Below are 22,380 nucleotides of genomic sequence, written 5' to 3' on the forward strand. Positions count from 1 at the left end.
CCCTCGTCATCCCGCCGCACCGAGGGTGCCCGGCTCTCCCCTCAGGGGAGCGGAGGAGGTCCGCGCCATGGCCGATCGGCCCAACCTCCGGCATGTCGCCGCGGTCGCCGGCGTCTCGCACATGACGGTCTCCCGCGTGCTCAGCGGGCACCCGAACATCAAGGAGTCGACCCGGCAGAAGGTCCTCGAGGCCGTCTCCGAGCTCGACTACCGCCCCAACATCGCGGCGCGCTCGCTCGTCACCCAGCGCACCGACCGCATCGGCGTGATGATCGAGAGCGGCGCCGAGTTCGGCCCGTCCAGCACCCTCCGCGCCATCGAGCGGGCCGCGCGCGAGAAGGGCTACTCCGTCACCTCCGTCGCGCTGCGCGACGACCAGGACATGAGCCCCGTCGACGCGATCCGGCACCTCTCCGGTCTCGGGATCGACGCGCTCTGCGTGATCGCGCCGCGCTCCTCCTCCGTCGCGACGCTGCGCACCGTCGAGATCGGCGTGCCGACGCTCGTCGTGAAGTCCGACAAGGACGCGAACTTCCTCACCGTCTCGGTCGACCAGCAGGCCGGGATGAGCCAGGCGGTCGACCACCTCGCCTCGCTCGGCCACCGCGACGTGCTGCACATGTCCGGCCCGCTCGACTGGCTCGACGCCCGCGCCCGCGAGCGCGCCTTCCACAGCCGGGCGAAGGCGTGGGGGATGCGCGAGCGCCCGATCGTCATCGGCGACTGGACCCCGGACTCCGGCTACGAGTTCGCCCGCAGCCTGCAGTCCGTCCCGGAGTTCACCGCGATGGTCGTCGCGAACGACGAGATGGCGCTCGGCGTCATCCACGGTCTCGTCGAGCGCGGCATCCGCGTGCCGCAGGACGTCAGCATCGTCGGCTTCGACGACCTGCCCACCGCCCGGCACTTCCTGCCGCCGCTGACCACGGTGCGGCAGGACTTCGACAAGCTCGGCACCACCGTCGCCGAGGTGATCCACGCGCGGATCCGCGGCCAGGAGATCCCGCAGCGCACCCGCATCCCCACCGAGCTCGTGGTGCGCGAGTCGACGGCGCCGCCCCGCAGCTGACGCTCGCGACCGGCGCTCGCGTATCATCGGCGGCACCCCTGGCGCGACGCTCCCCCGGCGCCGCCCCGCACACGAACCGAGGACGGCACGTGTCAGTTCAGTCGACGACGACTCCCGCACGCCCCGGTCCCGCACGCCCGGACCCGGTCGTCGAGATGACGGGCATCCACGTCTCCTTCTCCTCCGGGCCCGCGCTGGCCGGTGCGCGGCTGCGCCTCGTGCCGGGCGAGATCCACGGCCTGATGGGCGAGAACGGCGCGGGCAAGTCCACGCTGATCAAGACGCTCACCGGGATCCACCAGCCCGACGCCGGTGAGATCGTCGTCGACGGCGTCGCCCGGCGCTTCAGCGGACCGGCCGACGCGAAGGCCGCCGGCATCACCGCGGTCTTCCAGGACGAGCGGCTGACCGACAACCTCAGCATCGGCGAGAACGTGATGATCGGGCACGAGATCCGCGGGCGCCTCGGCATCTCCTGGTCGCGCACCCACGCGCGGGCGGCCGAGATGCTGGCCGAGCTGGGTCTCGAGGACCTCGATCCGCGCCTGCCGCTGCGCTCGCTGTCGCCCGCGATCCGGCAGCTGGTCGCGATCGGCCGCGCGATGGTCGACCGGCCGCGGGTGCTGATCCTCGACGAGCCGACCTCGAGCCTCGACCTCGGCGACGTCGCCCGGCTCTTCACGGTGCTGCGGAGGCTGCGCGGCCAGGGCGTCGCCATCGTCTTCGTCTCGCACTTCCTCGAGCAGGTGCTCACCCTCAGCGACCGCATCACCGTGCTCCGCGACGGCTGCACCGAGGGCGAGTACCCGGCCGGGCGGATGGACCGGGCCGAGCTGATCGCGAAGATGATCGGCAAGGACATCGACGCGCTCCGGCAGATCGGCTCCGACCGCCGCGAGCACCGCCGCCAGCCCACCGGCCCCGCGATCTACCGCGCGGTCGGCATCGGCCGCCGGGGCGCCGTCTCCCCCACCGACATCGAGCTGCACCGCGGCGAGATCGTCGGCTTCGCGGGCCTCCGCGGCTCCGGACGCACCGAGCTGGCGTCGCTGCTCAGCGGCGTCGAGCGGCCGGACAGCGGCGAGGTGCTGATCGACGGCGAGCACGCGGACATCGTCGACCCGGTGTCGGGGCTGCGGAACCGCATCGCGCACTCCAGCGAGAACCGCCGCGAGGACGGGATCATCGGCGACCTGTCGCTGCGCGAGAACCTCGTGCTCGGGCTGCAGGCGCTGCGCGGTTGGGCGCACCCGCTGTCGGCCGCCGAGACCGACACGCTCGTCGCCACCTACGTCGAGGCGCTGAACATCACGCCGGCCGACCCGGACATGCCGGTGAAGTACCTCTCCGGCGGCAACCAGCAGAAGGTCGTGCTGGCGCGGTGGCTCGCCACCCGGCCGCGCCTGCTGGTGCTCGACGAGCCGGCCCGCGGCATCGACGTCGCCTCGAAGGTCGAGATCCAGGCGCACATCGCCCAGCTCGCCAAGGAGGGGGTCTCCATCGTCTACATCTCCTCCGAGCTGGAGGAGGTGGTGCGCCTCAGCGACCGCATCGTCGTCTTCAAGGACCGCGAGAAGATCGGCGAGGTCAGCAACGGCCCCTGGCTCACCGTCGACACCATCGTCGAGATGATCGCCGCGGACACCACGGACGACGACGCGGCCGACGACGCCTGGTGACGCGCCTCATGCTGATCGAGTAGCCCTCGCAGAGGGCGTATCGAGATCCGGGGGACACGGTTGACCCCTGTGAAACGTCTCACGTAGGGTGGCGCGGGACCGGGGAAAGCGCATTCCTGCATCCCGGACCATCGATGCCGAGGGATTCAATGCCGAATTCACGTCCGTTCCGTCCGACCACCGCCGCCGGGGCGCTCCGCTCCGGCCTCGGCCTCGCGCTCGCCGCGGGGCTCGCGCTGACCGGCGCGTCCACTGCCGCAGCGCAGACCACCGCGCCGCCCGCCGTCCCCGCCAACCCCGTCCTCACCGCGCAGCTCGAGGACCTCGACCGCGGGGTCGTGGCGCTCGCCTCGCCCGACGGCGGCGTCTTCGTCAGCTGGCGGCTGCTCGCGACGGAGGTGACCGGCTCCTCCGACAGTGGGATGGTCGGCGCCGACTTCGCCGTCTACCGCGGGGCGGAGCGGATCGGCGTCGTCACCGACAGCACCAACCTGCACGACCCGGCGGGTGCGCCCGGTGACGAGTACCGCGTCGTCCCGCTCGTCGACGGCGAGCCCGGCGAACCGAGCGCTCCGGCCACCGCCTCTGCGGACGCCTTCGAGACGCTGCCGCTGCAGAAGCCGGCCGACGGCGTCACTCCGGCCGGCGAGGCCTACACCTACAGCGCCAACGACATGAGCGTCGGCGACATGGACGGCGACGGAGACTACGAGTACGTCGTGAAGTGGTACCCCTCGAACGCGAAGGACGTCTCGCAGAAGGGCTACACCGGCAGCACCTATCTCGACACGTACGAGGCCGACGGCACACTGCTGCACCGCATCGATCTGGGCGTGAACATCCGCTCCGGCGCGCACTACACGCAGTTCCTCGTCTCCGACTTCGACGGCGACGGCCGCTCCGAGATCATGACGAAGACCGCGCCGGGCACGACGATCCTGCCCGGCGGCGACACCGCCCGCGCCGAGTCGATCACGCTCCTCCCCGAGGACGTCGCCGCGGGCGTCACCCCGCAGGACGACTACCGCCTCTCCGCCGCCGGCTACCGCGAGCACCTCATCGGGATCTTCGAGGGCTGGGGCACCCGCGAGGAGGTCACCTCCGGTCAGTGGCCCGCCACACTCGAGGAGGCGTTCGGCATCGCGCCGACGCACGCCTACCCGCTCGACCGCGCCGGGGCGACGGAGCTCGCCGACTACTTCATCGACGTCTACGCGCCGAGCCGGAGCGACCGCAACGACCTGACCACCTTCGAGGGCTTCATCCTGACCGGCCCCGAGTACCTCACGGTCTTCGACGGCGAGTCCGGCGAGGAGCTGCAGACCGTCGCCTACGAGCCGGCCCGCGGCGACGACGGCCTGCTCTGGGGCGACTACGCCTACTCCCGGATCGAGCCGGGCAACCGCAACGACCGCTTCCTCGCGGGCGTCGCCTCCTTCGACGGCGAGACGCAGTCCGCCGTCTTCGCCCGCGGCTACTACACCCGCGCGGTCGTCGTCGCCTACGACTGGGACGGCAGCGAGCTGTCGCAGCGCTGGGTCGCCGACAGCGGTCACGTCCCGCTGACCAACCCCTTCAACGACACCCCGCACGGCCGCGAGGGCTCCAGTCCGGAGTGGGCGACGCTCACCACCCAGGGCTTCCACTCGCTCAGCGCGGCGGACGTCGACGGCGACGGCCGGCAGGAGATCGTCTACGGCTCCGCCACCCTCGACGACGACGGCAGCCTGCTCTACAGCTCCTACGACACCCTGCCCGAGGGCAGCAGCGCGCCCGGCACCGAGGCCAAGCTCGGCCACGGCGACGCGATGCACGTCACCGACATCGACCCGGCGAACCCCGGGCTCGAGATCTTCAGCGTGCACGAGGGCGGCGTCGGCGCGCCCTACGGCTACGCGCTGCGCGACGCCGCGACCGGCGAGGTGCTCTTCGGCGCCTACTCCGGCAAGGACACCGGCCGCGGGATGATCGGCGACATCGACCCCGCGATCCCCGGCCAGGAGGTCTGGGCGATCGGAAAGCTCTCGGCGAGCGGCGACCCGCTCGACGGCGGGGATCCCGCCGAGCAGCCCGGCACCAACCAGAGCATCCGCTGGGCCGCGGACATGACCACGCAGATCGTGGCCAGCACGACGATGCAGGACGCGACGCCCGTCACTCCGACGATCGTCACCGGTGACGGCACCGTGCTGCTCTCGGCCGAGGGCACCGTGACGAACAACGGCACGAAGGGCAACCCGTCTCTCGTGGCGGACGTGCTCGGCGACTGGCGCGAGGAGCTGCTGCTGCCGACCGCGGACTCGAGCGCGATCCGGATCTACTCGAGCACCGAGGTCACCGACCGCAAGCTGACGACGCTGATGCACGACCCGCAGTACCGGGTCGAGGTCGCGCGCCAGCAGACCGCGTACAACCAGCCGTCGTACACCTCGTACGGCCTGGCGAGCGACATCGACTGGTCGACGGTCCCGGTGCTGGCGCAGGAGGGGACGGAGCCGGTGCCGACGCCGACGCCCACTCCGGAGCCGACCGCGACCGCCACCGCGACGCCCGTGCCGATGCCGACCGAGACCGCGCCGCCCGTGGTTCCGGCGCCGGGCGATCCCGCACCGCACGAGCCCGCGCCCGTCGCCGGACCCGACGGTGACCTGGCCGCCACCGGCACCGACCTGTCGCTGCTGCCGCTCGGAGCGCTCGCGCTCCTGCTCGGCGGCGGGGCGCTGCTCCTGCGGCGCCGCCTGCAGCACGGCGAGTAGCACCCGCCTGATGCCGGTCGAGTAGCCGCGCAGCGGCCTCCATGCTGGTCGAGTAGCCGCGCAGCGGCGTATCGAGACCCGCCCCTCCCCCGGGAGGCGGCGGGTCTCCGGCGTTAATGCACGATCGTTACCGGAGACGCCGATGCGCTGTTGCGTCACAAGAATTGTTCACGGTAACATTTTGCCCAGGACGCACCCGGACGTGTCACTTCACGACGGGCGTCCACCGCACATCCTGCACTCACTGCACCTCGGGCGCCAGGCCCGCACTGCACTCATCACATCCGGGCCCCTGGGCCCGCACCCACGGGCGCTCCCGCGCGTCCGTGATCTCAAGGAGGAGATCCATGTACAACACGAGGCGTTTCGGCCAGTTCCTCGGTTTCGCAGCAGTCGGCGCACTCGCGCTCGGCCTCGCCGGCTGCTCCGGCGGCTCGGACACGGCCGCGGGCGGCGGAGGAGACGACGTCACCACCATCGGCTTCGTGGCCGTCGGCCCCGAGGGCGCGTGGCGTCAGGCGAACGAGACCAACATCGAGGAGACGTTCACCGCCGACGCGGGCTACGACCTCAAGTACGCCCCCGCCACCAACGGCGACCAGAAGTCGCAGATCGACTCCTTCACGTCCTTCGTGGACGAGGGCGTCGACATCATCCTGCTGTCGGCCACGGAGGGCTCCGGCTGGGAGGACTCGCTCGAGCGCGCTCAGGAGGCCGAGATCCCGGTCATCCTGATCGACCGCGGCATCGAGCCGGACAACAGCGACCTCTACGTCACCCGCATCGCGCCGGACAACATCGCGGTCAGCACCTCGGTCGCCGACTGGGCGAAGAGCGCCTTCCCGGACGGCGCCAAGTACTTCACCCTCGAGGGCCCCGCCGGCGTCTCCGTCGTCAACGAGCGCAACGAGGGCTGGGACGAGGTCATCGGCGCCGACTCCGCCTTCACCAAGGTCGGCGCGCAGACCGCCAACTGGTCCACCGAGGAGGCCAAGAGCGTCTTCGAGACCGTCCTGAAGTCGAACAACAACGACGTCCAGATGGTCTTCGCGCAGAACGACGAGATGGGTCTCGGCGCGGTCCAGGCCGTCCAGGAGGCCGGCCTCACCCCGGGCGTCGACGTCAAGATCGCCACGATCGACGGCACCAAGAACGCCCTGCAGGCCCTCGCCGACGGTGAGCTCAGCTTCGTCGCCGAGTACAACCCGCTCTTCGGCGAGACCGCCCTCGACGCCGTCGAGAAGACCCTCGCCGGCGAGACCGTCGAGTCCTCGATCGTCGTCCCGAGCGAGACCTTCGACTCGCCCGAGGCCGCGGCGACCGCCCTGCCCGACCGCAAGTTCTAGAAAACACCTCTAAGCACCACCCCCCTCCGGAGCGACCGGGACCCCACCGCGGGTCCCGGTCGCTCCCACCTCCGGCGCAGAGCAGCGCCACTCGAGAACGGAACGACGCGACATGGCGGATTCGCCTCCGATCGTCGAGATGAAGAACATCTCGATCAGCTTCCCCGGCGTCAAAGCCCTCGACGGTGTCGACTTCCGCCTGTTCCCGGGCGAGGTCCACACCCTCATGGGCGAGAACGGCGCCGGCAAGTCCACCCTCATCAAGGCGCTGACCGGCGTCTACAAGATCGACAGCGGCGAGATCGTCGTCGGAGGGACGCCCCGGCGCCTCGCCGGCACCGCGGATGCGCAGGCGGCCGGCATCTCGACCGTCTACCAGGAGGTCAACCTCTGCACCAACCTCAGCATCGGCGAGAACGTCATGCTGGGCTACGAGGTGCGCGGTCCCTTCGGCATCAACTGGCGGGCGACCCACGACGCCGCGAAGCGCGCCCTCGAGCGCCTCGGCCTCGGCCACCTCGACCCGCGCCGCCCGCTCTCCTCGCTCTCGATCGCGATGCAGCAGCTGGTCGCGATCAGCCGCTCCACGGTGAGCGACTCTCGCGTGCTCATCCTCGACGAGCCGACCTCGAGCCTGGACGCGAACGAGGTCGAGAACCTCTTCGTCGTCATCCGCCGCCTCCGCGCGGAGGGCGTCGCGATCCTCTTCGTCTCGCACTTCCTCGACCAGGTCTACGCGATCAGCGACCGCCTCACCGTGCTGCGCAACGGCACCTACGTGGGCGAGTACCTCACCCACGAGCTCGACCGCACCTCGCTGATCTCCAAGATGATCGGCAAGGACATCGCCGCCCTGCGCTCCCTCGACTCCGAGCGCGCGGACAGCGACCACCTCTACCGCGAGGCCCCGCTCTACACCGCGAAGGGCCTGGCCAAGAAGGGCTCCATCGAGTCCACCGACCTCACCCTGCACCGCGGCGAGGTCGTCGGCTTCGCCGGCCTCCTCGGCTCCGGCCGCACCGAGCTCGCCCGCCTGATCTACGGCGTGGACAAGCCCGACACCGGCGAGATCACACTGCACGGCAAGAAGGTCGACGTCCCGACGCCGACCGCCGGACTCGCGCACAAGATCGCCTTCTCGAGCGAGAACCGCCGCGACGAGGGCATCATCCGCGACCTCTCGGTCCGGGAGAACCTCATCCTCGCCGTCCAGGCCAAGCGCGGCTGGGCCCGCCCCCTCTCCAAGAAGGAGAAGGACGAGATCGTCGCGAAGTACCTCGTCGAGCTCAACGTGCGCCCCGCCGACCCGGACCGCCCGATCAGCAAGCTCTCCGGCGGCAACCAGCAGAAGGTGCTCCTCGGGCGCTGGCTGGCCACCGCCCCGGAGATCCTCATCCTCGACGAGCCGACCCGCGGCATCGACGTCGGAGCCAAGGCCGAGATCCAGGAGAAGGTCGTCGCCCTGGCCGGCGAGGGCGTCGCCGTGGTCTTCATCTCGTCCGAGCTCGACGAGGTCGTCCGCCTCAGCGACCGCATCATCGTCCTCAAGGACCACCGCGTGATCGCGGAGATCCTCAACGGACCCGCTGTCACTGCGGAGTCGATCGTCACTACCATCGCCGCAGAGGGAGTCGTCGACGAGGACGTCGTCGTTCTCGAAGGCGCCACGCAGGAGGCCGCATCATGAGCAGCGACACGCGACCGGACCGGGGCTCGCTCCTCGCGAGCCTGATCCGTCGTCAGTACTTCTGGGGAGCGGTGGCCATCGTGCTGCTGCTGCTCGTCAACGTCGTCAAGGACCCGAGCTACCTCGGCGTCACCGTCAGCCCGACCACGGGCTATCTCGTCGGCAACGTGATCGACATCGCCCGCGCCGCCGCCCCGATCCTGATGATCGCGGTCGGCATGTGCCTGGTGGTCGCGACCGGCGGCATCGACCTCTCGGTCGGCTCGATCATGGTCGTCGCCGGCGCCGTCTCGATGGAGTTCCTCAACGCCCAGGGCGCGCCGGACTCGCTCGGCGCCGCCGCGGCCGCCTTCGGCCTCGCGCTGCTGGTCGCCGGAGTGCTGGGCGCCGTGAACGGCGTCCTGGTCTCGGTGGTGGGACTCCAGCCCTTCATCAGCACGCTCGTCGTGATGCTCGCCGGCCGCGGCCTGGCGAAGGTCATCACGGGCGGCCAGAACACCGCCGCCACGAACGAGCCGTTCCGCTGGCTCGCCAACGGCTACGTCTTCGGACTCCCCGTCGTCTTCCTGCTCGCCATCGCGATCGTCGTGGTCGTCGGAGTCCTGGTGCGCCGCAGCGCGCTCGGCCTGATGATCGAGGCCATCGGCATGGACCCGAAGGCGGCCCGCCTCGCCGGCATCAACCGCCGCGGCCTGCTGATGACCGCCTACATCGGCTCCGGCGTCCTCGCCGGCGTCGCGGGCGTCTTCGCCACCGCGAGCGTGATGACGGTCGACGTCTCGCGCACCGGCTACCAGCTCGAGCTCGACGCGATCCTCGCGGTCGTGGTCGGCGGCACCTCCCTCGCGGGCGGCAAGTTCAACATCACCGGAGCGGCCGTCGGAGCGATCCTGATCGCCACCCTCGACAAGACGGTCGTCTTCCTCGGCGTCTCGTCCTCGGCGACACCCGCCTTCAAGGCGATCGTCATCGTCGCCCTGTGCCTGCTGCAGTCGGAGCGGGTCCGCTCCGCCTTCAAGAACCGTCGCGAGGCGCGCCGCAGCGTCCCGCAGAAAGAGGCGATCCCCGCATGAGCGCCGTGCTGACCCGACCCGCCCCGCCGGCGAAGTCGAACCGCTCCTCCGCCACCTCGTGGCTGAGCCAGCACCTCGACAAGCTGCCGACCCTCGCCGCCCTGGTCATCTTCCTGGGCATGATCGTCTACGGCGAGGTCGCCTACGGGCGCATCCTGCAGGCGAGCACGATCTCGAACCTGCTGATCAACAACGCGCACCTGATCATCCTCGCCGTGGGCCTCACCTTCGTGATCCTCACCGGCGGCATCGACCTCTCGGTCGGCGCGGTGATCGCCTTCAGCAGCGTGAGCGGCGTGCTGCTCATCAACAGCGGCTGGAACCCCTGGCTCGTGATGCTGCTGATGGTGCTGATCGGCTCCGCGTTCGGCCTGATCTCGGGCGTGCTGATCCAGTACTTCAACGTCCAGCCGTTCATCGCGACCCTCGCGATGATGTTCCTGGCCCGCGGCCTCGCCTCGATGCTGAGCACCGTCCCGGAGCGCCTCCCCGAGGACTCGGCCGTGCTGTCGCTCGCGACGCCGATGAAGCTGATCGACGGACCGAAGGTCAACGACTTCGTGATCAGCCCCGGCGTGATCATCGCCGTGCTCGTCGTCGCCGCCGCGTTCTTCGTGCTGCACCGCACCCGCCTCGGCCGGACGGTCTACGCGATGGGCGGCTCGGAGCCGTCGGCCGCGCTGATGGGCCTGCCCGTCGTCCGGACCAAGCTGCTCATCTACGTGATCAGCGGCACCCTCGCGGGCCTCGCCGGCGTGGTCTACACCGCCCGCCTCGGCAGCGCGCAGAACATCACCGGCACCGGCTGGGAGCTCGACGCCATCGCGGCGACCGTCATCGGCGGCACGCTGCTGACGGGCGGCGTCGGCTTCGTCCTCGGCTCGGTGATCGGCGCCCTCGTCCTCGGCCTGATGAACGTCCTGATCACCCGCGACGGCGGCATCCCGCCCGAGGCGACCACCATCATCACCGGCGGCATCCTGCTCGTCTTCGTGCTCCTGCAGCGCGCAGTGATGGCCCGCAACCGGACCTGACGTCCGGGCGCAGCGCCACTCGATCCGTCATGAACGGTCGCCTCGGAACTCTCGGGGCGACCGTTCTCGACGTCTCGGCGCGACCGATCCGAGGCGCGGAAATCCCCTTCGGATTCCCGTCGCGTTGACGTCAACATCGTGTTACCGTGAACATCGCCGGTGCGTGCCGGAGCCTTTCCCTTCAGCAATGGTGCCGAACTAGGAGCAAGTGCGATGAAGCCCTTCCTGCGACCGGTCGTCCTCGTGACGGCTCTCGCGCTCACCGTCCCGCTGCTGACGGCGCAGTCCGCCGCAGCCGCTCCGGCCGACGATCTCGTCCTCCGCTACGCGCTCGACGCGACCAGCGGCACGACCGCCGTCGACAGCTCCGGCAAGGGCCGCGACGGCGTCCTCTCCGGCGGCGCGGTCGCCTCGGGCGCCGCGGGCGTGACGCTCGACGGCGTCGACGACTTCGTGAAGCTGCCCGACAACGTGCTCGCCGGCCTCAGCTCGATCACCGTGAGCACCGAGGTGCTGGTGAAGCCGAGCCAGGGCACCCCGTACTTCATCTGGGGCCTCGGCAACACGACGAACAACGCGGGCAACGGCTACCTGTACACGACGGGCAACAGCTACAAGACCTCCATCGCCACCGGCAACTGGACCACCGAGCAGACCGTGAACTCGGGAGCCGACCTCGCCCGCGGGGTCTGGAAGACGCTCACCTACACGCTCGACGACGCCTCCGACACCGCGCGGCTCTACCTCGACGGCACCCAGGTCGCGCAGCAGACCGGCGTGACCATCACCCCCGGCGCGATCGGCGGCGGCAGCACCACCGCGAACGCGATCGGCCGCTCGGTCTACACCGGCGACAAGTTCCTCGCCGCCTCGGTGCGCGACTTCCGCATCTACAGCAGCGCGCTCAGCGCCGCCGACGTCGCGACCCTCCAGGCGAGCGACGGCACGCGCACCACCCGCGACGCCGCCGCGCTGAGCCTCGGCGACCTCTCCGCCGTCACCGCGAACCTCACCCTGCCGACCACCGGGCCCAACGGCTCGGCGATCGCCTGGTCCTCGAGCAACGCCGCCGTCGTCTCCTCGAGCGGAGTCGTCACCCGGCCCGCCACGGGCACCGCCCAGGCCGTGCTCACCGCGACCGTCACCCGCGGCTCCGCGACGCAGACCCGCACCTTCACCGCCACCGTGCCCGCGCAGGACGCGAACGCCGACGCGCAGAAGGCGCTCGACGCGCTGAGCATCGTCAACGCCGGCGACGTCCGCGGCAACGTCACGCTGCCCGCGAAGGCCGGCTCCTACGACGTCACCTGGACCTCCTCGAACACCGCCGTCGTCAGCACCACCGGCGTCGTGAAGCGCCAGGCCGCCTCGACCCCCGTCACCCTCACCGCGACCGTCCCCGGCACCACCGCCACCCGGCAGCTCCCGGTCACCGTGACCGCCGCGCCCGCGGACCTCGACACCGAGTACGACGCCGGCTACCTCTGGACCCACTTCGCCTCGACCGACTACGAGAAGATCTACTTCGGCTCCAGCACCGACGGCCTGCACTGGTCGAAGCTCAACAACGACAAGGCCGTGCTCGCCAACCTCGCCGGCACGCTCGGCGTCCGCGACCCGCACCTGGTCCGCTCCCCCACCGGCGACGAGTACTGGATCCTCGGCACCGACCTGCACGCCGAGGGCACCGCCGGCGGCGGCTCCTGGGACCAGGTGAACGCCAGCCAGAAGCTCGTCGTCTGGCGCTCCACCGACCTCGTGACCTGGGGCCAGCAGAACCTCGTCTTCGCCGGCGCGCCGAACGCGGGCAACGTCTGGGCGCCCGAGGCGATCTGGGACGAGGCCACCGGCCAGTACTACGTCTACTGGTCCGGCCGCGACAGGACGCAGGTGAGCACCGACGACTGGGCGCTGCGCGTCTACGTCTCCACCACCCGCGACTTCCAGACCTTCTCCACCCCGAAGGTCTGGCTCGACGAGAACTCGTCGACCAACAACGCCGACGGCCCGAACATCATCGACACCACCATCGCCGTCGAGAACGGCGTCTACTACCGCTTCTCCACCTCCGACTGGCGCACCGTCGTCGACAAGGCCTCGAGCCTGGCCGGCCCGTGGACCCGCGTGATCGCCCGCGGCGAGGAGACCTCCCGCGGCCTCGCCGACCACCTCGAGGGCCTCACCGTCTACCAGCTGCCCGACGGCCGCTGGGTCGTGATGGGCGACTCGTTCGGCTACTCCGCCTACGTCACCGACACCCTCGCGGACATGCGGTTCACGGCCCTGCCCGTCGGCACCACCGGAGCGAACACCTACTCGTTCTCGAAGCCCTTCCGCCACGGCTCGGTGCTGCGGCTCTCCAGCGCCGAGGAGGCCCGCATCACTGCGGCCTACGGCGCCACGAGCACCGGCCCGACCCCGAAGCCCGTCAACTCGAAGGGCGAGATCCTCCGCTACACCTTCGACGGCGGCTCCGGCACGACCGTGACCGACAGCTCGGGCAACGGCCTGAACGGCACGATCGTCTCGGGCGGCACCTGGCAGACCGGCTCGGTGAAGCTCGACGGCACCGACGACTACATCGAGCTGCCCGACGACCTGCTCGCCGGCGTCACCGACGTCACCGTGCAGACCGAGGTCTGGATCGACCCCGCGCAGAGCGGCGCGTACTTCCTCTACGGCCTCGGCAACACCACCAACGGCGCGGGTGACGGCTACCTCTTCACCTCCGGCAACAACTACCGCACCAGCCTCACCACCGGGAACTACACCACCGAGCAGACCGTCTCCTCCGGCTCGGCCGTGCCCCGCGGGCAGTGGGCGCAACTGACCTACACACTCTCCGGCACCACCGCGACGCTCTACCTCGACGGCGTCCGCGTCGGCGGCGGCACCGTCACGGCCGACCCGAAGGACATCGGCGGCGGCACGACCACAGCGAACTCCATCGGCCGCTCGAACTACGACGCCGACAACCGCTTCCGCGGCCAGGTCCGCGAGTTCGCTCTCTACAACCGGGCGCTGAGCTCGGCGGAGGTGCTCGCCTCCTCCGGCAACACCACCGTGCTGGCCGACGTGACGCTCACCGGCGACGTGCTGAAGACCGCACCGATCGTCGACCAGGGGACCCGCACCGTCACCCTCCCGGTGAAGCCCGGCACGGACCGCTCGAAGCTCACCGCCACCTACTCGACCGCCGCGGGCGTCACCGCGAGCCCCGCCTCCGGCACCGTCCGCGACCTGCGCACCCCGCAGACCGTCGTGCTGACCCCGGCCGGCGGCGGAGCGACCACCACCTGGACGCTCAAGGCCGTCGAGATGAAGAGCCCCGTCCTCCCGGGCCTCTACGCCGACCCGAACATCGCGGTCTTCGGCGACACCTACTACCTCTACGCGACGTCCGACGGCTTCCCCGGCTGGGGCGGCAAGACCTTCTACGCCTGGTCGTCGAAGAACCTCGTCGACTGGACCCGCTCCGCGCAGCCGATCCTGACCCTCGACGGCGCGAACGGGAACGTCCCGTGGGCGACCGGCAACGCCTGGGCGCCGACGATCATCGAGAAGGGCGGGAAGTACTACTTCTACTTCTCCGGCCACAACGCCGCGCTCGACCGCAAGACGATCGGCGTCGCCGTGGCGTCGAGCCCGATGGGCCCGTTCACCGCGCAGCAGTCCCCGATGATCACCAACGGCGAGTCCGTGAAGTCCGGCCAGGCCATCGACCCGGCCGCGTTCACCGACCCGGCCACCGGCAAGAGCTACCTCTTCTGGGGCAACGGCGCACCCGTGTACGCCGAGCTCTCGGACGACATGCTCTCGGTCAAGGCGGGCACCATCAAGACGATCTCGGGTCTCACGGACTTCCGCGAGGGCGCGTTCATGAACCACCGCAACGGGCTCTACCACCTGACCTACTCGATCGACGACACCGGCTCCGAGAACTACAAGGTCGGCTACGCGACCTCGACGAGCATCGACGGACCGTGGACCTACCGCGGCGTGATCCTGGAGAAGGACCCCTCGCAGGGCATCCTCGCCACCGGCCACAGCTCGATCATCAACGTCCCCGGCACCGACGACTGGTACATCGCCTACCACCGCTTCGCCATCCCCGGCGGAGACGGCCAGCACCGCGAGACCACCATCGACAAGGTGACCTTCGACCCGGCGACCGGCCTGATGCAGAAGGTCGTCCCGACCCTCACCAGCGTCAGCCCGCAGACGGTGCCGACCGCGGCCCCTGCCATCACGGCGACCGCCACGGCGTCGACCCGCTGCGTGCAGGGCAAGGTCGTCCTCTCGGTCGTCGCGACGAACCCGAACGCCTTCCCGGTGAAGATGGTCGTCACCTCGACCTCGGGCTCGAAGACGTTCGAGGAGGTGGCCGCCGGCAAGTCCGTCACCCACTCGTTCACGACCCGCACCGCCGCGCTGCCCGCCGGCTCCGCGACCGCCACAGCCACCGCGTTCGTCGCGGGCAAGCCCGCCACCGCGACGGCCACGGCGCCGTACGCGGCGGCGAGCTGCGGCTGAACCCTGTTCCTTCCAAGACTCCACTGACCACCCGACACCACTGAACCGGACGGCGACGACGCCGTCTCGAGAACGGAGAACACCCTGATGAACACTCGCTCCTTCCTCCTCCGCGGAACCGCCGGCATCGCCGGAGGCCTGCTCCTGCTCGGCGTCGCCGGCACCGCGTTCGCCGACGAGCAGCAGGGCGCCGACGACGTCGACGTCAACGTGCAGATCGCCCCGCTCACCGGCGGCGGCGCCCTCTCGATGACCGTCGCGAGCGACTCCACCGCCCTGACCGAGAACGGCTCGACCAGCGTCGTCCGCCAGTTCACCGGCACCCTGCCCACGGTCACCGTCACCGACACCCGCGACGCCGCCGACATCCCCGCCGGCGCCGGCTGGTACGTCCTCGGCACCGCCAGCGACTTCACCTCGTCGACCGGCGACACCATCGGCGCGGAGAACCTCGGCTGGGCGCCGAACCTGATCGACGGCGGCGACTCCGGACTCGTCGCCGAGGGCGACGTCGTCGACACCGCCATCGACGGCGGCCCGGACGGCGTCGGCCTCGTCGACCAGGAGCTCCTGGCCATCACCAACGACAGCGCTGGAGTGGCCGAGGAGGGCTCCTGGACCGCGAACGCGGCCCTGACCCTCAAGACCCCGACCACCGTCGACGCGGGCGACTACAGCTCGACCCTCACCCTCTCCCTCTTCGAGTAGGCCCCGTCATGCTGGTCGAGTAGCCGCCGCAGGCGGCGTATCGAGACCCACCCTGCAGGACACGGTGGATCTCGATACGCCCGCTCCGCGGCCTACTCGATCAGCATGGAACGGACCCGCTCCGCGGGCTGGTCCCGCGAGCGGTCGGCCCGCGCTGTCCATGTCGGTCGAGTAGCCGCCATGGGCGGCGTATCGAGACCCGGCGTGCTGGACACGGTGGATCTCGATACGCCCGCTCCGCGACCTACTCGATCCGCATGCAGCGGCCCCGCCCGCTCCTTGCATGCTGGTCGAGTAGCCGCCGCAGGCGGCGTATCGAGACCCACCCCGTGAGAACCTGGACTCCCCATGACCTCCGTGCTCCGCGCCCTCCTCGCCGTCCTCGTCGGCGCGCTCGCGCTCACCGCCGCTCCCCCGGCCCTCGCCGCGACCGACCAGATCACCTGGGCGGTCAGCCCCGCGACCGACGGCGCCGTCGACAAGCGCTCCTGGGTCGAGCTCGACCTCGACCCCGGCGCCACCGCCGAGGAGCAGGCCGCGGTCCGCAACCTCAGCGACCAGACCGTCACGTTCCGCATCGACGCGGCCGACGGCTACTTCACCGACAAGGGCCGCTTCAACATGCTCCCCTCGGACCAGGAGTCCGTCGACGCCGGCACCTGGATCACCGCCCCCGAGACCGTCACCGTCGAGCCCGGCGGCACCGGCATCGTCCCCTTCACCGTCACCGTCCCCGACGACGCGGAGCCCGGCGACCACGCCGCCGGCCTCGCCGCCTCCCTCGTCTCCGTCGGCACCGACGTCGGCGGCTCCTCCGTCGGCGTCGAGAGCCGCATCGGCTTCCGCGTGATGACCCGCGTCACCGGCGACGTCGCCCCCGCCGTCGCCGTCGAGAACCTCACCGGCGACTACCGCCTCTCCTGGAACCCCTTCCAGCCCGGCTCCCTCACCGTCACCGCCGACATCGTCAACACCGGCAACGTCCGCCTCCTCCTCGACGGCAGCGCGACCGCCCAGGGCGCCTCCGCCCCGCTCGTCGCCGCCGACGCCGCCCAGCAGGAGCTGCTCCCCGGCGACCGCCGCGCCGTCACCCTCCAGCTCGACGACGTCTGGCCCCTCTTCGCCGTCGGCACCGACCTCACCGTCGCCCCCACCGTCGTCACCCCCGAGGGCCTCGACCCCGTCGACATCGCCCCGCTCACCGAGTCGACCACCACCGCCGCCGTCCCGCTGCCCCAGCTCGCCGTCCTGCTCGGCCTCGCGCTGATCCTCGCCGCGCTGCTCGCCGGCCGCACCCGCTCCCGCCGCCGCGTCGCCACCCTCGTCGAGCAGGCCAAGGAGGAGGGCCGCCGCGAGGCCGCCCACCAGCCCTCCTGACCCCGGCCCCGTCCGTCCCCCTCCGCGAGATGCCACTTGTGCACGCTTTCCACGGCGTGTCGCGCTCATAAGTGGCATCTCGCGAGAACTCAGACGTCAGCGGGTGGACGTGACTCCTCTCGGCGGTCGCGAGCGCACACTCCGGGGACACCCTGGAGCGTGGCCTGCACGAAGCATGACCCGCCTCCTCACCAGGACGACCGTCGACATCGACGAGGTCTCCCTCGACGGCGCTCATGTCGCTGACCCCGACCGCGAGATGCCACTTGTGCACGCTTTTCACGGCGTGTCGCGTGCACAAGTGGCATCTCGCGGAGGGGGGGCTACTGGTAGGTGATCAGGTCGGGGAGGGGGGCGACCTGGGCCATCGTCTGGGCGGGGGTCAGCATCGGGAGGTCCTCGTCGTAGAAGTTCTTCCAGCCCCAGGCGATGCCCTCGGGGGCGCCCTCGTGCAGGGCATTCCAGGTGGCCTGCTTGTCGGGCTGGCCGCCCTGGCCGTCGACGTGGATCAGGAACTCGAGCTCGGGGCGGTCGCGGCGGATGCTGTCGCGGTCCTGCAGCATCGACAGCCGGAACTGGTGCAGCACGAACATCTTCGGCGGCAGGCCCTCGCGCTGCACGAGGTCCGCGAGCCAGCTCGAGACGCTGTCGACCTCGGTGGCCTGGACGCGGCCGATCTGCGCGAGCGGCACCTCGTCGGGCGCGAGCCGCCACTCCGGATCGAGGGCGAGGCCGACGTTCGGGAGGCGCAGCAGCTCCTCGTAGGCCTGCGCCTGAGTGAGGAAGTCGGAGCGGCCCGGCTGCAGGTCGAGCACGACGTACATGCCCGCCGCGGCGGCCGCGTCGATGTAGGGGCGTATGCCCGCGGGGTCGAGCTCGTTGGAGTAGTCGCCGTCGCCGCCGGCGCTGCCCGCCGCGACGGTGGTGATGATCTCGAGGCTCGGCACCACCTGCAGATCGGTGAGCGAGCGGTACGGCTCGGCCACCGCCTCCGCCCGCGCGATGGTCGCGTCGAGGCCCTGCTCGCCGAGCACGCCGAGCACGGGTGCGCCGGGCGTGCCGTAGATCGCGACGTAGAGGTGCCCGCCGAAGAGACGCTGCCCGCCGCCGGGCAGCTGCCAGCCGCTCGCGGCGGCGCGCACGGACCACTCCGGCAGCGACTGCGCAGCGAGCACGGGTCCGAGCAGCAGGGTGCAGGAGGCGCCCGCGTCGGCGATCGCGGTGACGGCCGGCCCCGAGGCGAGGAGGTCGGTCACGGAGTCGCCGACGAGGGTCACCGGGACGCCGACGGCGCGCGCGTTGGCGACGGCCGCGACGTCGGCGGCCTGGGCGAGGGCGGTCACCCCGGCGAGCGGTTCTGCCCGCGTCGGCAGCGCGCCGAAGGGCGGCGCCGCGGGGGCACCGGGCGCGAGGGCGACGAGGGAGGCGACGTCGAGCGCGCCGACCGCGACTCCGGTCGCCTCCTCGATCGCGGCGGCCTCGGCGGCGGCGGTCACGGTGTCGACACCCGCGTGCTCCGCGACGGCGCCGACGGCGACGACTCGGGTGGTGCCGAGCCGGGCGAGCTCGGCGTCGATCGAGGAGTCGGACGGCGAGGCCGAGGCCGTCGCGGTCGACGTGGATCCGGCACTCTCCACCAGCAGCGGCACGCCCCAGGCGATGCTCACCTGCGCGGCGAGCAGCACCGAGGCGGGCACGTCCTCCACCACGACGACGAGCGGCGCCGCGGTGAACAGCAGAGCGCTCGCACTCGCGGCGTCGGCGGCGAGCGCCACCGGACCGGCGGGCGCGGCGGCCTGCGTGCGCGGCGCCTCCTGCGGCTCGGAGTCCGAGGGGGACGCGGAGTCGAAGGTGCAGGCGCTCAGCAGCGGCAGGACGGCGAGGCCGCCGAGCACGACGCCGCGGCGGGTGAGGCCGCGGCGGGTCAGCCGATCGACGGCGGGGACGTCGGGGATCTCGGGGGGCATGCGCGGACCTCTCCTCTCGGAGCCGGCGGGCTCACTGGTGCGCGGTGGGTCTCGCTCCAGTGTCGCAGGCGCTGCCCCCCTCCCGTGGGACGAGGGGTCGGACCGACCGCTCGGTCAGACCGTGCGCGGCGCCTTGGCGAGGTTGGCCTCGAGCTCCTCGCGGTTCTGCCGCACCACGTAGGCGGGGCGGTCGCGCTCGACGCGCCAGGACTCGCTCAGCGGCGTGATCGCGACGGTGTCGAAGCCGAGGCGGTCGTAGAGGTCGGTGACGAAGTGCACGGCCTCGGGGTAGTCGCTCGACGTGGCGAGGGCGCGGCGGTCCTCGCTGCCGGCAGGGGTGCCGTCGGTCGTGATGTCCGCGGCCATGATGTGGTTGAACGCCTTGACGACCTTCGACTCCGGGAGGTGCTTCTGCAGCATCTCGCTCGTGGTCGTCTCGCCCTTGTCGAGCGCCTCGATGCGGCCGTCGCGCTCGAAGTAGTAGTTGTTCGTGTCGAGGACGATCTTCCCGGCGAGCGGCGCGACCGGCACCTCCTCGAGGTTCTTCAGCGGCACGGTCACGACCGCGATCTCCGCGGCCTCGGCCGCCTCCTGCGCCGTGGCGGCGCGCGCCTTCGGGCCGAGCTCCGCGATGAGGTCGGCGAGGGTCTCGGGACCGCGCGAGTTCGCGATCACGACCTCGTCGCCCTGGGCGAGGACCGCGCGCGCGACCTGGCTGCCGATGTTGCCTGCTCCGATGATTCCGTAAGTGGTCATGGGGAAGGGAACGCCCGCGGAGGGGAGGAATTCCGTCCTGGGGCGCACTCCCACGCCGCGTCCAGGCACCGCGGACGCGTGTCGCCGCGATAGGTTCGAGCGTCCGCTGACGAACGACCCCGGAGACCGCGATGCCGCAGTTCGACCTCCCGCTCGAGCTCCTCGAGCAGTACCAGCCCGACCTGCCGGAGCCCGAGGGCTTCGCGGACTTCTGGCGCGAGACCATCGCCGAGGCCCGCGGCCTCGCGACCGAGCCCGTCTTCGAGCCCGTCGACGCCGGCTTCCCGCTCCTGGAGATGTTCGACGTCACCTTCTCCGGTTTCGGCGGCCACCCGATCCGCGGCTGGCTGATCCTCCCCCGCGGCGTCGAGGGCCCGCTCCCCGCCCTGGTCACCTACATCGGCTACGGCGGCGGCCGCGGCCTGGTCGACGAGTGGACCGCGATGAGCGCCGCCGGCTACGCGCACCTGGTGATGGACACCCGCGGCCAGGGCTCCGGCCACCGCGGCGGCGACACCCCCGACCCGGTCGGCAGCGGCCCGCACGTCAGCGGCTTCATGACCCAGGGCATCGAGTCGCCCGCGGACCACTTCTACCGCCGCGTCTTCACCGACGCGGTCCGCGCGCTCGACGTGCTGCGCGCCCACCCCGCCATCGATCCCGCGCGCGTCGCGATCTCGGGCGGCAGCCAGGGCGGCGGCATCTGCCTCGCCGTCGCGGGCATCCTGGGCCTGCTCGGCGAGTCGGAGTCGGCGCGCGCCGCGATCATCGACGTCCCGTTCCTCAGCCACATCGGCCACGCCGTGCGGATCGTGGAGACCATGCCCTACGGCGAGGTCGTGCGCTACCTGCGCACCCACCGCGGCTCGGAGTCGTTCGTCTTCGACACGCTGTCCTACTTCGACGGCACCTCGTTCGCCCCGCACGCCGAGGTCGCGGCGATGTTCTCCGTCGCCCTGCTCGACGAGATCTGCCCGCCCTCCACCGTCTACGCCTCCTACAACCGCTACGCCGGCCCGCGCGAGATCCGCGTCTACCCGTTCAACGGCCACGAGGGCGGCGAGGTGTTCCAGATCCGCGAGCACGTGCGCTTCCTGGCCCGCGAGCTGGAGTAGAGGGCGAGCAGCTCGACCGGCTCAGCCCGACTGCGCGTCGAGCATCGCCGTGCCGATGCGGTCCTCCAGGTCGGCCAGCTCGTCGAGGACGTCGACCGCCACCCAGGCCTGGTCCCGCTTGCGGTCGGTCAGCGCCGTCAGCACGCCTGCGGCGACGAGCTGCCCGATCGCCGCGCCGACGCTCGAGGGCGCCCGTCCGGTCAGCTCGATCGCGCGGGCAGTCGTGACGATCGGGTGATCGAGGAGCCCGTCGAGGAGGAGCGCCGCCGCACTCCCCGCGCGCGGCCGGACGGCGGCCCACCACGCCGCGGGGAGCGCCTCGAGGACGGCGGCCGTCCGGGCCGATTCCGGAGCCGCGACCGCGCAGGCCCGCGCGAGCTCGTCGACGAAGGGCGCGAGCGCCCCATCCCGATAGTCGTTCACCAGCTCGAAGTAGCGCTCGCGATCCGCGACCAGCGCCGACGCCACGGGGACGACCGTGGTCCTCGTCAGCCCGCGACGGCGGAGGATCGCGGTGATCAGCGCGCGGCCGATGCGCCCGTTGCCGTCGGTGAAGGGGTGGATCGACTCGAACTGCGCGTGCGCGATCGCGGCCTGCACGATCGGGTCGAGGTCGCTCCGATTCGAGAACCGGATCAGGTCGGCCATCAGCGCCGGGACCGCCTCGGGCGGCGGCGGGACGTGCACCGCACCGCGCGGGGAGTGGTCGCTGCCGCCGATCCAGTTCTGCATCGGCCGGTAGGCCCCGGCGTAGCGGGCGTCCACCGGGTCGTCGGCCATCAGGATCCGGTGCGCCGTGAGGATCGCGGCCTCGTCGATCAGTCCGGTCCGGCCGGCGGCGTCGACCATGCCCGTCATCGCGTCGGCCGCCGCCACCATCGACGTCGCGCTGGAGTTCGCCCGGATGCCGACGGTGGCGCGGGCGTAGTCCTCCAGGGTCGCGTCCTCGTCTTCGATCTTGGAGGAGGAGACGGCTTCGGTTCGGAGCAGGAGCCGACCGAGCACCCCCAGCCGGTTCCCGTACTCGGCGTCCAGGGCGATGACCGCGTGCCGCGCGTCGTCGAGGGCCGGCCGAGAGGCGGGCGGCGGCTCCCAGGAGGACTCCGCGATCAGCGGCGGCAGGGCGACCACGACCTCGCTGAGCATCCGGTCAGCGCGCGTGCCGGCCCGGACGGTCTGTCGCCAGGGCCGCGTCTCGTACTCGTGCGCCGGCCACTCGGACGTCATCCGGCTCCCCTCGACAACCCGAATCAGCGGGTGCATTGTTTCGGGTTAAGGCT

General features: G+C 71.4%; 14 protein-coding genes. 11 read left to right on the forward strand and 3 right to left on the reverse strand.

All coding sequences use genetic code 11. The features are described from left to right. Positions 1-67 precede the first annotated feature (67 nt). The 10 genes from EDF43_RS02280 (at position 68) to EDF43_RS02325 (ending at position 17,262) form a co-directional block, all read left to right on the forward strand. The gene (locus EDF43_RS02280) at positions 68-1,069 is read left to right on the forward strand and encodes a LacI family DNA-binding transcriptional regulator (RefSeq protein ID WP_165908983.1); all 1,002 of its coding nucleotides are present in this window, start codon (positions 68-70) and stop codon (positions 1,067-1,069) included. 89 nt (positions 1,070-1,158) lie between these two features. After that, positions 1,159-2,748 (forward strand): sugar ABC transporter ATP-binding protein, encoded by a 1,590-nt coding sequence (locus EDF43_RS02285; protein WP_308197700.1) that lies wholly within the window; start codon positions 1,159-1,161, stop codon positions 2,746-2,748. A gap of 149 nt (positions 2,749-2,897) precedes the next feature. After that, positions 2,898-5,504: a rhamnogalacturonan lyase gene (locus tag EDF43_RS02290; RefSeq protein WP_165908984.1), complete on the forward strand. Its 2,607-nt coding sequence runs from the start codon at positions 2,898-2,900 to the stop codon at positions 5,502-5,504. 347 nt (positions 5,505-5,851) lie between these two features. Beyond that, a complete protein-coding gene (locus EDF43_RS02295) occupies positions 5,852-6,850 on the forward strand; it encodes an ABC transporter substrate-binding protein (protein ID WP_123734653.1) in 999 nt (332 codons plus the stop codon). A gap of 112 nt (positions 6,851-6,962) precedes the next feature. Continuing rightward, on the forward strand, positions 6,963-8,537 hold the full coding sequence (locus EDF43_RS02300) for a sugar ABC transporter ATP-binding protein (RefSeq protein ID WP_123734652.1): 1,575 nt from the start codon (positions 6,963-6,965) through the stop codon (positions 8,535-8,537). Beyond that, positions 8,534-9,610 (forward strand): ABC transporter permease, encoded by a 1,077-nt coding sequence (locus EDF43_RS02305; protein ID WP_123446515.1) that lies wholly within the window; start codon positions 8,534-8,536, stop codon positions 9,608-9,610. The genes EDF43_RS02300 and EDF43_RS02305 overlap by 4 nt, the downstream gene beginning before the upstream one ends. After that, on the forward strand, positions 9,607-10,644 hold the full coding sequence (locus EDF43_RS02310; protein WP_123446514.1) for a sugar ABC transporter permease: 1,038 nt from the start codon (positions 9,607-9,609) through the stop codon (positions 10,642-10,644). The genes EDF43_RS02305 and EDF43_RS02310 overlap by 4 nt, the downstream gene beginning before the upstream one ends. A 213-nt stretch (positions 10,645-10,857) precedes the next feature. Then, positions 10,858-15,177, forward strand: a complete 4,320-nt coding sequence (locus EDF43_RS02315) for a family 43 glycosylhydrolase (RefSeq protein ID WP_123734651.1) — start codon at positions 10,858-10,860, stop codon at positions 15,175-15,177. Between the two features lie 87 nt (positions 15,178-15,264). Then, positions 15,265-15,885: a hypothetical protein gene (locus tag EDF43_RS02320; RefSeq protein ID WP_123734650.1), complete on the forward strand. Its 621-nt coding sequence runs from the start codon at positions 15,265-15,267 to the stop codon at positions 15,883-15,885. 348 nt (positions 15,886-16,233) lie between these two features. After that, positions 16,234-17,262, forward strand: a complete 1,029-nt coding sequence (locus EDF43_RS02325) for a DUF916 domain-containing protein (protein WP_123734649.1) — start codon at positions 16,234-16,236, stop codon at positions 17,260-17,262. 323 nt (positions 17,263-17,585) lie between these two features. Here EDF43_RS02325 and EDF43_RS02330 read toward each other — a convergent pair whose 3' ends face one another. Together EDF43_RS02330 and EDF43_RS02335 are read right to left on the reverse strand one after the other, a co-directional pair. Beyond that, a complete protein-coding gene (locus tag EDF43_RS02330; protein WP_123734648.1) occupies positions 17,586-19,229 on the reverse strand; it encodes a hypothetical protein in 1,644 nt (547 codons plus the stop codon). Between the two features lie 114 nt (positions 19,230-19,343). Then, complete coding sequence (locus EDF43_RS02335) at positions 19,344-19,985, reverse strand: NAD(P)-binding domain-containing protein (RefSeq protein ID WP_123734647.1); 642 nt, start codon at positions 19,983-19,985, stop codon at positions 19,344-19,346. A gap of 131 nt (positions 19,986-20,116) precedes the next feature. Between EDF43_RS02335 and EDF43_RS02340 the strand changes: the two genes are divergently transcribed. Continuing rightward, entirely contained in the window at positions 20,117-21,100 is a 984-nt protein-coding gene (locus EDF43_RS02340) for an acetylxylan esterase (protein WP_132435222.1), read from the forward strand. A gap of 21 nt (positions 21,101-21,121) precedes the next feature. On the opposite strand, the gene EDF43_RS02345 is transcribed toward EDF43_RS02340, so the two are convergent. Further along, a complete protein-coding gene (locus tag EDF43_RS02345; protein WP_132435224.1) occupies positions 21,122-22,327 on the reverse strand; it encodes a Fic family protein in 1,206 nt (401 codons plus the stop codon). Positions 22,328-22,380 lie beyond the last annotated feature (53 nt).

Origin of the sequence: Rathayibacter sp. PhB179, assembly GCF_004345345.1 — a bacterium.
GTDB lineage: Bacteria > Actinomycetota > Actinomycetes > Actinomycetales > Microbacteriaceae > Rathayibacter > Rathayibacter festucae.

Coding starts and splice junctions, on each gene's coding strand:
- EDF43_RS02280 (WP_165908983.1), top strand. CDS start 68: ATGGCCGATCGGCCCAACCTCCGGCATGTCGCCGCGGTCGCCGGCGTC.
- EDF43_RS02290 (WP_165908984.1), top strand. CDS start 2,898: ATGCCGAATTCACGTCCGTTCCGTCCGACCACCGCCGCCGGGGCGCTC.
- EDF43_RS02295 (WP_123734653.1), top strand. CDS start 5,852: ATGTACAACACGAGGCGTTTCGGCCAGTTCCTCGGTTTCGCAGCAGTC.
- EDF43_RS02300 (WP_123734652.1), top strand. CDS start 6,963: ATGGCGGATTCGCCTCCGATCGTCGAGATGAAGAACATCTCGATCAGC.
- EDF43_RS02305 (WP_123446515.1), top strand. CDS start 8,534: ATGAGCAGCGACACGCGACCGGACCGGGGCTCGCTCCTCGCGAGCCTG.
- EDF43_RS02310 (WP_123446514.1), top strand. CDS start 9,607: ATGAGCGCCGTGCTGACCCGACCCGCCCCGCCGGCGAAGTCGAACCGC.
- EDF43_RS02315 (WP_123734651.1), top strand. CDS start 10,858: ATGAAGCCCTTCCTGCGACCGGTCGTCCTCGTGACGGCTCTCGCGCTC.
- EDF43_RS02320 (WP_123734650.1), top strand. CDS start 15,265: ATGAACACTCGCTCCTTCCTCCTCCGCGGAACCGCCGGCATCGCCGGA.
- EDF43_RS02325 (WP_123734649.1), top strand. CDS start 16,234: ATGACCTCCGTGCTCCGCGCCCTCCTCGCCGTCCTCGTCGGCGCGCTC.
- EDF43_RS02330 (WP_123734648.1), bottom strand. CDS start 19,229: ATGCCCCCCGAGATCCCCGACGTCCCCGCCGTCGATCGGCTGACCCGC.
- EDF43_RS02335 (WP_123734647.1), bottom strand. CDS start 19,985: ATGACCACTTACGGAATCATCGGAGCAGGCAACATCGGCAGCCAGGTC.
- EDF43_RS02340 (WP_132435222.1), top strand. CDS start 20,117: ATGCCGCAGTTCGACCTCCCGCTCGAGCTCCTCGAGCAGTACCAGCCC.
- EDF43_RS02345 (WP_132435224.1), bottom strand. CDS start 22,327: ATGACGTCCGAGTGGCCGGCGCACGAGTACGAGACGCGGCCCTGGCGA.